The organism is uncultured Tessaracoccus sp. (genome assembly GCF_947255005.1).
Lineage (GTDB): Bacteria > Actinomycetota > Actinomycetes > Propionibacteriales > Propionibacteriaceae > Arachnia.
In genome coordinates this window covers 17,827-30,548 of record NZ_CAMYFI010000028.1, presented here as the reverse complement: position 1 = coordinate 30,548, position 12,722 = coordinate 17,827, and the positions used below count along the sequence as shown (strand labels likewise).

Annotated in this window: 12 protein-coding genes and 1 pseudogene; 3 read left to right on the top strand and 10 right to left on the bottom strand. The window is 66.9% G+C overall.

The window, feature by feature from the left end; genetic code table 11:
* Positions 1-472 (bottom strand): annotated as a pseudogene (locus Q0X61_RS07565) (4-alpha-glucanotransferase); the annotation flags it as partial.
* Positions 473-1,246 carry an RDD family protein gene (locus tag Q0X61_RS07560; protein ID WP_297741886.1) on the bottom strand — a complete coding sequence of 258 codons (774 nt, stop codon included), beginning with the start codon at positions 1,244-1,246 and terminating at the stop codon, positions 473-475. It abuts the pseudogene before it with no gap.
* A 70-nt stretch (positions 1,247-1,316) separates the two neighbouring features.
* Here Q0X61_RS07560 and Q0X61_RS07555 point away from each other — a divergent pair, with 70 nt between their 5' ends.
* Positions 1,317-2,417, top strand: a complete 1,101-nt coding sequence (locus Q0X61_RS07555; RefSeq protein ID WP_297741884.1) for a serine/threonine-protein kinase — start codon at positions 1,317-1,319, stop codon at positions 2,415-2,417.
* Between the two features lie 33 nt (positions 2,418-2,450).
* Positions 2,451-2,693, top strand: a complete 243-nt coding sequence (locus Q0X61_RS07550; RefSeq protein ID WP_297741882.1) for a DUF3039 domain-containing protein — start codon at positions 2,451-2,453, stop codon at positions 2,691-2,693.
* A 127-nt stretch (positions 2,694-2,820) separates the two neighbouring features.
* Here Q0X61_RS07550 and ahcY read toward each other — a convergent pair whose 3' ends face one another.
* From ahcY to Q0X61_RS07520, 6 genes are all read right to left on the bottom strand, one after another.
* Positions 2,821-4,236 carry an adenosylhomocysteinase gene (gene ahcY / locus Q0X61_RS07545; RefSeq protein WP_297741880.1) on the bottom strand — a complete coding sequence of 472 codons (1,416 nt, stop codon included), beginning with the start codon at positions 4,234-4,236 and terminating at the stop codon, positions 2,821-2,823.
* A gap of 293 nt (positions 4,237-4,529) precedes the next feature.
* Complete coding sequence (locus Q0X61_RS07540; protein WP_297741878.1) at positions 4,530-4,961, bottom strand: type II 3-dehydroquinate dehydratase; 432 nt, start codon at positions 4,959-4,961, stop codon at positions 4,530-4,532.
* Entirely contained in the window at positions 4,958-5,962 is a 1,005-nt protein-coding gene (locus Q0X61_RS07535; protein WP_297741876.1) for an SIS domain-containing protein, read from the bottom strand. Before Q0X61_RS07535 ends, Q0X61_RS07540 begins: the two co-directional genes overlap by 4 nt.
* A complete protein-coding gene (locus Q0X61_RS07530; RefSeq protein ID WP_297741874.1) occupies positions 5,959-6,147 on the bottom strand; it encodes a Trm112 family protein in 189 nt (62 codons plus the stop codon). Before Q0X61_RS07530 ends, Q0X61_RS07535 begins: the two co-directional genes overlap by 4 nt.
* A gap of 198 nt (positions 6,148-6,345) precedes the next feature.
* Entirely contained in the window at positions 6,346-7,701 is a 1,356-nt protein-coding gene (gene manB, locus Q0X61_RS07525; protein ID WP_297741872.1) for a phosphomannomutase/phosphoglucomutase, read from the bottom strand.
* A 23-nt stretch (positions 7,702-7,724) separates the two neighbouring features.
* Positions 7,725-8,081, bottom strand: a complete 357-nt coding sequence (locus Q0X61_RS07520; protein WP_297741870.1) for a DUF3499 domain-containing protein — start codon at positions 8,079-8,081, stop codon at positions 7,725-7,727.
* Between the two features lie 38 nt (positions 8,082-8,119).
* On the opposite strand from Q0X61_RS07520, the gene Q0X61_RS07515 reads away from it, so the two are divergent.
* A complete protein-coding gene (locus Q0X61_RS07515; RefSeq protein WP_297741868.1) occupies positions 8,120-8,539 on the top strand; it encodes a metallopeptidase family protein in 420 nt (139 codons plus the stop codon).
* On the opposite strand, the gene Q0X61_RS07510 is transcribed toward Q0X61_RS07515, so the two are convergent.
* Both Q0X61_RS07510 and Q0X61_RS07505 read right to left on the bottom strand, forming a co-directional pair.
* A complete protein-coding gene (locus Q0X61_RS07510; RefSeq protein WP_297741866.1) occupies positions 8,536-9,765 on the bottom strand; it encodes a DUF5719 family protein in 1,230 nt (409 codons plus the stop codon). The two genes, Q0X61_RS07515 and Q0X61_RS07510, sit on opposite strands and share 4 nt — an antisense overlap.
* Positions 9,762-12,716 carry a glycosyltransferase gene (locus Q0X61_RS07505; RefSeq protein ID WP_297741864.1) on the bottom strand — a complete coding sequence of 985 codons (2,955 nt, stop codon included), beginning with the start codon at positions 12,714-12,716 and terminating at the stop codon, positions 9,762-9,764. Before Q0X61_RS07505 ends, Q0X61_RS07510 begins: the two co-directional genes overlap by 4 nt.
* Between the last annotated feature and the right edge of the window lie 6 nt (positions 12,717-12,722).

The window sequence follows — 12,722 nt, the reverse complement described above, 5'->3', positions numbered from 1 at the left end:
TCACGATGACGGCAGCTTCGTGGCGCACCCCGTCGGTGGTGGCGACCAGCCGGTGATAGCCCGTCGGGAGGTCGCCCGGAACCCAGAAACTCGCCTCACCACGCCACTGGCCGCCCACCTCGCGGTCGGGGACGAAGTTGTCCACCTGCCACGCCTCGCGCGTGCCACCCTGTTCCAGCTCAACGACGAGTGCGACACTGTGACCGGATGCGACATGCACTTCAATCGTGCGTCCGTGTCCTTCTTCGAGCACGGTGCACGGCGGCAGCACGGTGTACCAGCGCTCGGATTCGATACGCTGCAGGGCCTCGTCGCACAGCTCCGGCGTGCGGGCGTCGACGTCGAGGGCCGCGAGCACCGCGACGATGGTCTCCGCTGGGATGTCGACGTGTCGGCCCTTCCAGTCCCAGAAATCGCGGGCGATGCCGAAATGGTCCGCGAGTGCGATAAGCGACGGATGCGCGATGCTCACTTACACAGCCTCTCGAGTATTGACGACGACGGTTTTGGACAGCAGGTCGGGCAGCGTCTGCTTACGATCGAGGAACAGCACGGTGATCTGCGCCAGGAAACCGATGACCTGATAGATGATGGCCCCGATGCCACCTCGGATGACGGCGACCTTCCACCCCACGGGGGCGAGTTGCTCGTCGCCCAGTTTCGCAACCCGCAGACCGCAGATTTTCTGGCCGAGCGTGGCGTTCATGGTGCCGATCAGGATGGTGCGGTACGCAGTCCACACGATGGTGGTGACTAGCGCCATTGTGCCCAGAGATTGGATGAGGCTCATCGGAATCTCCGGCGCCGGAACGGTCGGGTCGGTGAGCGAGTCGATGAACTGTACGAGGTAGCGATCGAGTTGGCTGTCGATGCCGGAGTTCAACCCAGCGGTGAGTATGCCATTCACAACGCCGACGATGATGCTGTCGATGATGAATCCCAGTACGCGCCACCAAAACCCTGCCAGCGCGTAACCACCTTGCACAGGTATCTGCTTGCCATAGCTATACCCCGAGACGCCGTACCCAGCACCCTGGGTGCCGTAGCCGCTCGAGTGGGCGCGGAGCCTGGGGTCAACGTACGGAGTCCCTTCGGCCTGCGGGAGCGTTGGCGGCTGCTCCTGCGTCGAAGCTGACTGCTCTCTGGTGGCCTGCGACCATGCTTCCCCATCCCAGAAACGTTCACCGGATCCGCCGGCGGGGTCAGGGTACCAACCAGGTGGTGGTTGCTGTGGCATCTGCGTCATAGAACCAAGCATGCCAGACAAAGGCCGCAGCTTTCCTTTCGTAGCCATCTGGCACGATAATGGATCTGAGATGGAGATGATCGACCGATATCGCATCACCGGACGTATCGGGTCCGGATCGTTCGCGACGGTATACCAGGGCCACGACGACACTCTCGACGTCGCCGTCGCCATCAAGGTATTGGCGGAAAACTGGTCATCTAACGACGATGTGCGCGGGCGTTTCCTCGCCGAGGCCAGGTTGCTGCGGCGACTCTCTGACGAGCGCATCGTGCGCGTCTACGATATCGGCACCACCAGCCGCGGCCAACCCTACTACGTGATGGATATCGCTAATGGCGGTTCGCTCGATCAGCTCCGGAAACGACGGGTACAGCCCGGCCTCGCGCTGCGGTTGTGTGCCGAAGCGACAAGAGCGCTGGAGGTACTGCACAAGCACCAACTCGTTCACCGCGACATCACGCCTGGAAATGTGCTGCTCAACAACACCAAATCCGGGGTGAAGGTGCTGTTGGCCGACCTGGGTGTCGCCAAATCTCTCCTCGACGAGTACCGCGAGACTATGACCGCCGGCACGCCCGCGTACATGGCCCTCGAACAAGCGAAGTCGACGCAGCTCGACCAGCGCTCCGACCTCTACTCGATGGGATGCGTCACCTACGCCCTACTCACCGGGCACCCGCCGTTTCCCATCAAGACGCTGGAAGACTTGCTCTCACGCAACTCCGCCATCGGCCCCGTGCCGATTGCCGAACAAATCGGCGCCCCCGCGAGCCTCGACACGTTCTTCGCCTCTGTGCTCTCCCCCGACCCGAACCGTCGCCCCCAAACCGCCGCGCAGCTCGCGCAAACACTCGACCACTTCGCGGCGCAGCTGCCTGGTGGCGACCTCTACTCCCCTATGCCCAGAGCGACGGGTCTCCCGTCGGACGGCGTTGCCGTTCCTGCGGCGCCCGTCACGCCGATGGCATTCGTCGGGGCTGCATCGGAGAGCGTGTCGCCGCGCTCCGAGACTCCCGTCAGCGTGCTGGGCAGCTACCTGGGGCAGGGCAAGTATCAGCCGAAAAAAACGAAAGAAACCCACAGCGCCTGGTTCTGGGTGTGGATGGTGAGCAGCGCGCTGGCACTTGGTGGATTGGTGCTGTGGCTGACGGTATCGCTGCTCACCTGAAGCAGTGAGGAGCGCCGTCGTAGAATGTGGGGCATGAGTGAGATGGCCCCCGGTTCACAGACGTTGCTCGACGAACGCACGGAGGTGTTCGAGGACGGCGACCAAGACCGCTTCTCGCACTATGTGCCGAAAGACAAGCTCACCGCAGCGATGGTAAACGGTACCCCCGTCGTGGCGCTGTGCGGCAAGGTGTGGGTGCCGTCACGCAATCCCGATCGCTACCCCGTCTGCCCTGAGTGCAAAGAGATCTGGGAGTCGCTGAAGTCGAATCCGTAAGCGGCGCTCACTCGGCGCGAGGCGCGTCGGGGTTCCGGCGCCTCACCCCAAGACGCCAGACGGTGTGAGACCTGTTGCGGGGCTTCCGTAACAGATCTCACACCATCGTGCGTAGTGGCGGATCGACTCAGTAGCGGTAGGTGTCCGGCTTGAACGGCCCGTCGACGGGGACGCCGATGTAGTCGGCCTGCGCCTGCGTGAGCGTGCTTAGCTCGGCACCCAGGGCGTCAAGGTGCAGCCGGGCGACTTCCTCGTCGAGGTGCTTCGGTAGCACGTACACGCCAGTGGGGTACTCGTCGCGCTTCGTGAACAGCTCGATTTGCCCGAGCACTTGGTTGGTGAACGAGTTGCTCATCACAAATGACGGGTGCCCCGTGGCATTGCCGAGGTTCAGCAGGCGGCCTTCGGAGAGCACGATGATGCTGTGGCCGTCGTCGAAGCGCCACTCGTGTACCTGCGGTTTGATCTCAATCTTGGTGACGTCGGTGCGGGCTTCGAGGCCGGCCATGTCGAGCTCGTTGTCGAAGTGGCCGATGTTGCCGACGATGGCCTGGTGCTTCATGCGGGCCATCTGATCGGCCATGATGATGTCGCGGTTGCCGGTGCAGGTGACGAAGATGTCGGCTTCTTCGAGGACGGAGTCGAGGCGCGCCACCTGGTAGCCGTCCATCGCGGCCTGGAGCGCGCAGATGGGGTCGATCTCTGTCACGATGACGCGGGCTCCCTGCCCGCGCAACGACTCTGCGCAGCCCTTACCCACGTCGCCGTAGCCACACACGACGGCGACCTTGCCGCCGATCAACACGTCGGTGGCGCGGTTGATGCCGTCGATGAGCGAGTGGCGGCAGCCGTACTTGTTGTCGAATTTGCTCTTGGTTACGGAGTCGTTGACGTTGATGGCCGGGAAGAGCAGCTCCTTGTTGCGATGCATTTCATGCAGACGGTGCACCCCCGTCGTCGTTTCTTCTGTCACGCCGCGTACTGACTGGGCGATGGCCTTCCAGTCGAGGGTGCTGTTGCGCAGGGTGTCTAGGAAGACGCAGAACTCGTGGGAGTCGGCGTCGGTTGCTTCGCGGACTGAGCCGGCTTCCTGCGCCCGCACGCCCTCGTGGACGAGCATTGAGGCATCACCGCCGTCATCGAGGATCATGTTGGGCAGCTCGTCGCCCCAGTCGAAGATGCGCGATGTGCACTGCCAGTACTCCTCGAGAGTCTCACCCTTCCACGCGAACACGGGCACGCCGCGGGGGTCGTCGGGGGTGCCGTCTTTGCCGACGACGATCGCCGCCGCCGCGTGGTCCTGCGTCGAGAAGATGTTGCACGACGCCCACCGCACCTCCGCACCCAGCGCGGTGAGGGTTTCGATGAGCACGGCGGTTTGGATGGTCATGTGAATCGAACCGGCGATGCGAGCGCCTTTCAGCGGCTGCTGCGCCGCGTAGCGCTCGCGCATGGCCATGAGGCCCGGCATCTCGTGTTCAGCGAGCGTGATCTCCTTACGTCCGAACTCGGCCAACGACAGGTCTGCAACTTGGTATTCCACGGTAGCCAAGCGTACGCGCTTTGCCCTGACGATGTCCGTCGCCCCGATGGATGGTCGTCGGGCTGACGGGTGGTCGTCGGGGCGCGGTCCCGCCGGGCAGGTGCCGTCCCGCCAGGCAGGTGCAACCTGTGCGGCTCAGTCCCGGAACATGTGTCACCTGCCTAGCTGCGACGAGGCGCCGTCGGGAAGCAGGTGACACTTGATCCGCTCAGTTGCCGCACAGGTTGCAGGTGCTTGGGGCGGCACGGCGGGGTGCTGCATAGGTTGCGCATAGCCCGCGCGGGGAACGTCGGCTAGGCGAGCGACGCGAGATGTGCGAGGGCGAGGTCGTAGCCGCCGACCCCGCAGCCGACGATGACCCCCGCCGCGCCGGCGCTTAACACCGAGTGGTGGCGGAACTCCTCGCGCGCGAACACATTGGAGATGTGTACCTCGACGTAGCGCGACACGAGGGCGGCGGCGTCGGCAATGGCGTACGAGTAGTGCGTCCACGCCCCGGCATTGATCACGACGGGGTGCCCACCGTCGGCGGCCTCATGCAGCCACTCGATCATCTGCCCCTCGTGCTCGGTCTGCCGCACGTCGACGTCGAAGCCGAGCGGCTTGCCCGTCTCTACGAGATGCTCCGCCAGCCTCTCGTAGGTGAGTGCGCCATACACGTCGGGCTGCCTCGACCCGAGCCTGCCCAAGTTCGGGCCGTTCAACACCAGCACCTTCATCGTCATCGACACAATCCAATCTTCAGATATTCGACGGCGTACAACCCACGTGCGAGCAGTGTCACGTAGCGTTCAACGGGGGCCAGCGGATAGTCAGCGGCACCAGACGCAATGCGTACCACACGCACCGACGCTGCATCCGCCAAGTTCTCGATCTCATTCACCCGCGCCCGCACTCCCGGCAGCACCTCGTCAACGTCGAGCAGAAGCACCATCGGTGTGCAGGGTTGATCCTCAGGGTCGGCGAACGGGTCTCGTCGCTCCGTGTTGTGCAGCACCGCCGCCAGCTCTGTGGCATCGGCGGCCAACGCGGGCACGCCGCTGGCATGCCGGAGCGCCTCACCGATGCGCCGCCCCGCACGATTGGCCAACACTGAGCCGCCCCAAATCAACGGCACATGGTCAGCAAACGCGATGGCCAGTTCCTTGCCCGGATTCGACGACAGGTCCTTGAGCGGCGAGCAGCTCTCCGCGACGAGGTCCACCGCCTCAGCGACACCCTCCAGGTTGACGTGCGGGCCCAACCCCAGCTGCCCCAGCAACGTGAGCAGCGCCACGGCGGCCGCCGTCGGATCGTGCTCATCGATGGGAACCAGCGTCGTCCCGGCGCCCGACGTCACCTCAGCCAGCGGCGAATGCTCCCGAGCCGCGACCAGCAGCGTCGCTCCCCTGCGCGCGGCTCCAGCAGCTGCGTCGAGGAGGCCGGAGCTTGGGTCTTGATCGTCGACGAGGGCAACCAGATCGAGCGGACCAACCCACGCGGGCAGCGTTGCGCCTGACCATGCCATGAGCGGCACCGGGCAGACAGGCTCGAGCACCGCGCGCATCAGCCTGGCTTCGGCGCCCATCAGTAGAACGCCGCGGGGGCGATCGCTGCGCTCGAGCTGGGGCAGGATGGCGTCGAGCTGCAGCCGACGGACTCTCGCGCCGGCAGAGGCGAGCCAGCGCAGTCCCTCGTGGTCGGCGAGTGTCGGCGCCTCCAGGCGGGCGTCATCGAAGGGGATCACAGCGTGGACCGCGCCTCATCGATGAGGAGCACAGGGATGTTGTTGCGCACCGGGTAGGCCAGCGCGCACGACTGATTCGTGCAAACGAGCTCGTTCGAGTCATAGTCGACCGCGAACTTCGCGTGGCATGAGGGGCAGGCGAGGATCGCCAGCAGTTCCGGGGAGAGTTCCATGGTTTCAGCCATGGCCCAAGCCTACTGCGTAGCGCTCGGTGCCGGGGTGCCCGAAGTGAGTCAATCGGCGGCGGGGTTTCGATACGCGGCTTCGCCGCTACTCAACCATCGAGAACGGCGGGTTCCTAGCATCGATGATTGAGCCGCGGGCGCAGGCCGCGAGTCGAGATCATCCGGCAGATGTGGTTTCGGTAAGCCCGCTACCGCAGGCTACTCAACCACCGATGCGCCACGCACGAGGGCGAGGGCCTCGTCGCGCAGGGCGGTCATCGTCGCCTCATCGCGGGCTTCCACGTTCAGGCGCAGCAGCGGCTCGGTATTCGACGGGCGCAAATTCACCCACCAGCCGGCGTCGGCGTCGCGGATGGTGAGCCCATCGCCTAGTTCGTGCCGCCCGCGACCCTCGAACGCCGCCGCCACCGCATCGAGCACAGCATCGGCATCCGCGACGGTGGAGTTGATCTCACCGGAGCGAGCGTACCCATCGAACTCGCTAGCCAGCGCAGACAACGCACCGCCGGCACGCACCGTCTCCATGACGTGCAGCGCGGCGAGCATGCCGGTATCGGCCGACCAAAAGTCCCGGAAGTAGTAGTGCGCGGAATGCTCGCCGCCGAAGATCGCGTTACGCTCAGCCATCAGCGCCTTCACGTACGTGTGCCCAACGCGCGAGCGCGCCAGCTCCCCTCGACCCTCAATGGCCTCGGCCACGCACTGCGACGTAATGGTGTTGATGACGATCACTGACCCCGGCTCCCGCTGCAGCTCCGCCCGCGCGATCATCGCGGTGACCACCGACGGGTCGACCACTTCGCCGCGCTCGTCAATGATGAAGCACCTGTCGGCATCGCCGTCGAACACCAGCCCCAGGTCGGCCCCGTGCTCGACGACAGCGCACCGGGCATCGACGAGGTTCTCCGGCACCAGTGGGTTGGCCGGGTGGTTCGGGAACGACCCGTCGAGCTCCAAGTAGAGCCCCACCACCTCCACATTGCGCCCGCCCAGCACGGCATCGACGGTGTGCCCAGCCATGCCGTTGCCCGCATCCACCACGACCTTCAACCGCCGCTCGGCGCGCACGGGCACGAGCTCGCACAGCTTCTGCGCGTAGCCCGGGAGCGAATCCCACTCGCGCACGCCCCCGGTGATAGGACGCGACAGGTCCACCGTCGGGGCGAGGTCGCGCAGCTTCATCATGAAGTCGGCAGGCACGGGGCGCGCGTCGGCGAGGCAAAACTTGATGCCGTTGTACTCGACGGGGTTGTGGCTCGCCGTGAACTGCACGCCCGGCAGGCTCGTCTCGCCCGAGGCGTACCACAGCTGGTCGGTGCTGGTGAGGCCAAGCCTCACGACATCGGCACCTGCCCGTCGGGCACCCTCCGCGAACGCGGACGATAGTTCCTCCCCCAGCTGGCGCATGTCGCGTCCCAACACGAACTCGCTCGCCCCCGTGAGCTCCACAAATGCGGCGCCCAGCTGGGCCGCTCCCTCGGTGTCCCATTCCGGCTGGTTCCCGGCGACGACGCCGCGGATGTCGTTAGCCTTGAAAATCTGGTCGTTCAGCACAGGCTCAGCCTAGCGCCCCTCCTTCAGTCACGCACGATGCGCAGCCTGGGCTCCACCGGTTCGGCCGGCGCAGACGGGGCCTGCGGCAAAACCACCTCGTCGTGGCGAAGCCCGATCTTGCGGACAGCATCGGCGAGCGCCATGAGCTCATCGTCGACGGTTTCTGCGCGATGCTCCGCGACGGGATCCGTGTCAGGCAGGCGGATGACTTCCCAGTTCTTCGGCACCGACATCGACTCGGCGTGCTTGGCGCACAGGTCGTAGGTGCCCGGCTCGTGGGTTGCCGCGAGCGGCCCCATCACCGCCGTCGATTCGGCGTAAGCATAGGTGAGCGTCGCGACGGCAGGGGCATCGCAGGAGGATCGAGAACAACGGCGCACACACGAGAGACTAACCACGATCAGGCTAGAGTTGGCCCATGCCACGCAGAAGAGACCGACATGGACGCGGATTCCGTGGTCCGCTGACGGCTCCCGGCTCCCCCGCCCGCCTCAACCGCGCCCAGTCGCGGCAGGATTTCTTCAGCCAGTGCGTGCGCGACGCGATCGCCGCAGTGCTCGCCCACGATGCTCTCGCGCTCGACGACGTCATGGTCGCTGTGGAAGAAGTTCCGTACCTCAACAGTCGGTGGTCGGGCGAGCGCGTGCCGCTCTCGGCCGGTGTCGAGGCCGACCAGCACCAGCGCGCCCGCGTCGTTCTCTATGAGCGCCCCCTCGAGCACCGCGCCTCATCGCCCGTCGCGCTCAAAGAGCTCGTGCACCGCACCCTCGTCGAACAGCTCGCCACGCTCACCGGACGCAGCATTGACGACCTCGGCGGCCACGCCAACTGGGGTTAGCGCAGCGTTGGGTCAAGCTTGGCGGTGAGCGGCTTCGCCTTCGCGACGGTGCCCGTGCCAAGTGGCACTACTGCCGCACCCTTCCCCGTCACTGCCACGCCAACAAGCGGTTGATCGGCCGCGACACTCACCGCAACCGCGCCCTCGCCTGGCACCGGCAACGTCCCGGTAGTGCCGGACTCTACGAGGACATCCTGCGTGGTGCCGCCAAGCGTCACCGTCGCCTTTGCTTGTTTCGCACCCGTGTTGGTGAGTTGCAGTGTGGAGCCCGCGGGCACGAGGCCGGTAAGCGCTACATCCTGCGTCGCACCGCCTCTGGCTGCGGCGACGTCGCCCGTCGTCGAATGCAACGACGCGGCCACCGGCTCATCACTCACGACGGTGAATGCGCCGGGCTCACCGGCGGTGCCCTCCTCGAGTGAGACCGCCACGACGGAGCGCGCGGGGATCGATATCCCCTCGCCGCCGGTGGGTGTGAACGTGCTGGATGGCGCGTGGAAGGCCACGCTGGCTGTGGCGCGGCGCTCGCCGGGATTGGCGATCAGCACCGTCGGTTTCCCGCCGCGCGCCAGCCCGGGCAGCGTCTGCGTGGTGGCGGGCGTAGTAGAAGGCGCTGCGAAGCGCACGGTGCCCGCGGTCACACCGACGGCGAGCGCTCGGCCTCGGCTCGTGGTCCAGTGGGCGGCGACCGGGCCGTTGACGCCGCGGGCCAGGACGGACACGGCCACCTGACGCGTTTGCCCTGGCGAAAGCGCAATGTCGCGCGCGCCCACCGCGCTGATTTCGCCGTCGGGCCCCGTCAAAATGAGGTCGACGGAAGAGTCGGTGGCGTCGGGGTTCGTGAGCCGCAGCTCGGCCTTCGACGCGTCGGGCCACAGTACAGTGCCGCTGGTGGCCGGGGCTTGGCAGGGCGCCCAGATACCGTCGGCTCCAAGCACGCCACCCGTCGGAGCAATGCCGCGGACGGTGGTGAGCACCTTCGCGGGCTCTCGCACCGCTTCGCGCGGGGCGCTCGCATCGCCGCCCACCTGGGCGGTGACGACCTTCCCTTGCCCGGAGGCCAGCAGTTCGCCATCGCTCAGCGGCTGGCAGGCGATCCGGCTCTCGAGCGGCGGCGTGACCTGCGAGTGGAGTTCCACTGGGACGGGCGAGATCAGGCTGATGCCGAGCGCAGCCGCCGCCCCCACGGCGACCGCGGCGACGGGCAACACGTGCAGCTTCATCATTCGTCCCCTCCTGCCCGACGGGCGCCCGCGCGTGGTTGCATCGTCGGCACCGCCAGCAACCCTAGCCCGAGCAGCACAAATGCCATCCAACCGACGGCAATTAAGCGGCGCCCAGTCGAGTATTCGAGCGCGCCACGCAACTCGCCGAGCTCGAACGTCGGTAGCTCGCCATCGACGCGTTTTAGCCGCGTGTCAGCAACGCGCACCTCGACAACGTCGGGGTCGGCGATGACGAGGCGCCTAGATGCATCCCCGGAAGGAATCTTGCCCTCGACGACCGGTACCCGCGCCTGCCCTTCCACGATGGCGGCCCGGCTCACCAGGCCAGTGACCGTGAACACGGTGGCGTCGCCACTCGGGGCACTCGTGAGGCCCTCGGCGTTGCCGAGCGCGAGAAGTTCGTCGGCGGAGAATCCCCGCAGCCACACATGCGACACGGCGACGTGCTGCAGCCGCTGGGCGAGGTCGTCGGGCACCTGGCTACCGGCGAAGGCCTGCACCAGTTGCTCAAACTGCCCGCCGAGCTCCCCTCCCGGGGTGCGTTCGGCGCTACCCCACTGCGGATGCGAGGAGTCGGCGACGTTCCATGCCAGCTCGTCGCCAGATTTCTCGATCAGCAAGGCGCGGCTGTCTCTCGGCGAGGCGAGCACGTTACGCACGTAGCCGGGCAAGGCCCCGCCCTCGGCGCTCACGGGTCCCTGCATGCCGACGATCGGCCACGCGCCCAGCACCACAGCCGCGAGCAATCCGGAGCCCACAACGGCGAACGCGCGCGGATATTCCGCGACACGCGGACGCTCTGCGAGCACCATGGCGGCGATCATCCCCGCGACGGTGAGCAGCGCCCAGGGCGACAGCAGCGCACGCGCCTGGCCGCCGTCGACGGTGAGCGCCAGGCGAGACAACCCCACGCCCACCACCAACGGTGCGACGATCAAGCCGACGACTCCCCACCGTCGCGCCGTCTCCGGAATGCGCAGCAGGCCCCACATCGCAAGCAGCGCCAACCCGACGAAGAACCCAACACTCAACCACACCGGGATGCCTGCGGGCATGAGGCGCCCCGCCAGCAGCGCCCACCCGGCGGGCGGGAAGTCGGGCCAGGCGAGCGGGTCGATGCCCGTGAACACGCGCCCGGGGTAACGCACGAGATGTCCTAGCCAGGGCAGGAACAGCAGCCATACCGGCACGACGAAAGTCGCGCCCGGTACACCTCGCACCCGTCCTAGGCCGAAGCCCACCACGACGGCGATCGTCGCGAGCACCAGCGCTGGCGGCCAGAACGCCGCGAGCACGAACAGCCAAAACGCCCCGATGGCGGGCGCTCGCAGGCGTTCCGCCCCGCCGGAGCGGTCAAGGATAACGCGGTGCGCCTGTTTCACCACGAGCGGCCCGACGGTGGCCGCAACCAGGCCACTGACGTCACCACCCGAGGGCAGACCCAACACCAGCGCCGCTGCACCCCACACGACGGCGGCGGCTGCCGCGAGGCTTGGGCGCACCCCGAGCTGGCGCCCAAGCGAGTTGACCGCGAGCGCCGCGAACGGCGGCGCGAGGAGCACCGCGATGAAATTCGCCAGCCACGGTTGTCCGCCGAGCAGAGTGCTCATCAACGCACCCAACCCCAGCGACGGATTCGCGTCGTGCAGGAATGCTTGCCAGGCGGCGGTGAGGCTAGCTGGGGCGGGCAACATGCCGCCGCCTGCGATGTCAACCCCGCCCCACAACCGCCAGCTCGCTCCGATGCCAACCAGCAGGAACGCGAACACCAGGAGCACCCCGGGCGCGATTGGAGGGCGTTGGGCGGCGTCGTGGGCACCGAACTCGTCGGAGGTGAGCTCGTCGAGGGAGGTGTCGGAGGTGAAGTCGCGGTAGCGCCCAGCCACCGCGCTGCCCACCGAGTCGAAAGCCTTGCGCAGGCCCCAGCTCTTGGCGGGCAGCAGGTCCTCCACGGCGGAGGCGTCGCCCTCGGGTACGCGCTCGCGGAGGGCACGGGTGACGTCGCGGGTGGCCGCGAACCGTCGGTGGGCGCGTAATTCTGCGCGGGCGTGGCCAGGCGATTTGGCGAGTAGAAAACCGACGGCGCGGCACCAGCTGCTCAAGAGCAGCCGCGTCGACCCAGCGCCGTGCACGCTGGCGATGCGCAGGGCCGCGAGGCGATCGTCGAAGTGGGGATGGTGAGCGACGGGGCGCTCTCCCGCCATGGACGCTTGGCGGTGCACAAGCGTCGCGGTCGGCGCCGTCGCTACGCGCCAGCCAGCGATGTTGGCGCGCCAGCCGAGGTCAACCCCGTCGCGATGCCCGGGTAACTCGGGGGCAAGCCCACCAAGTTCACGCCATAGCTCGCCGCGCACCAACATGCCGGCCGTGGAGCCGCCCAAGGTGGCACCGGGTTCGAGCTGACGCTGGTCGACATCGCCTTCTTCGGGAATGCCGACGCGACGTCCGCCCTTGGTCATCGTTTGCCCGCACTCAGCGATGATGTCTGGGTAGTTGCGCCGCCTGGGCTCAATCAGTTTGGGAAACATGAGGTCGGCGGTAGGCGCGATCATGAGCAGTTCGGCCAGCGCCGTCGGGTCGGGCGCGGAGTCGTCGTGCAGCACCCAAATCCAAGCTGGTTCGCCGTCGATGCCGGCGGCGACGGCTTCCGGGAAGCTGCACTCGCGCTCGACGGAGACCACCTTGTCGATCACGCCCTCACCCACGGCGGCGCGCAGCAACTCAGCCGACTCATCCGTCGACGCAACATCTACAGCGACGACGGTGCCAGGACGCTGCGTCATGGCACCGAGCGCGTCAAGTTGTTCAGCAAGCCACGACGCGGCGTCTCGCACCACCATCACGGCTACGACATCGTCAGGATGTACTGGATCTGGGACGAACTCCTCGTCGTCCTCGTCGGCCCACGCCCAAAGATCTTTGAAGCGCTGCCCATCGTCGGCTTCGCTCACGCGCTC

What these genes read in the sequence shown, in the direction of transcription:
- Q0X61_RS07510 (WP_297741866.1), bottom strand. Translation starts at nt 9,765, where the DNA reads ATGATGAAGCTGCACGTGTTGCCCGTCGCCGCGGTCGCCGTGGGGGCG.
- Q0X61_RS07550 (WP_297741882.1), top strand. Translation starts at nt 2,451, where the DNA reads ATGAGTGAGATGGCCCCCGGTTCACAGACGTTGCTCGACGAACGCACG.
- Q0X61_RS07530 (WP_297741874.1), bottom strand. Translation starts at nt 6,147, where the DNA reads ATGGCTGAAACCATGGAACTCTCCCCGGAACTGCTGGCGATCCTCGCC.
- Q0X61_RS07540 (WP_297741878.1), bottom strand. Translation starts at nt 4,961, where the DNA reads ATGACGATGAAGGTGCTGGTGTTGAACGGCCCGAACTTGGGCAGGCTC.
- Q0X61_RS07560 (WP_297741886.1), bottom strand. Translation starts at nt 1,246, where the DNA reads ATGACGCAGATGCCACAGCAACCACCACCTGGTTGGTACCCTGACCCC.
- Q0X61_RS07515 (WP_297741868.1), top strand. Translation starts at nt 8,120, where the DNA reads ATGCCACGCAGAAGAGACCGACATGGACGCGGATTCCGTGGTCCGCTG.
- Q0X61_RS07555 (WP_297741884.1), top strand. Translation starts at nt 1,317, where the DNA reads ATGGAGATGATCGACCGATATCGCATCACCGGACGTATCGGGTCCGGA.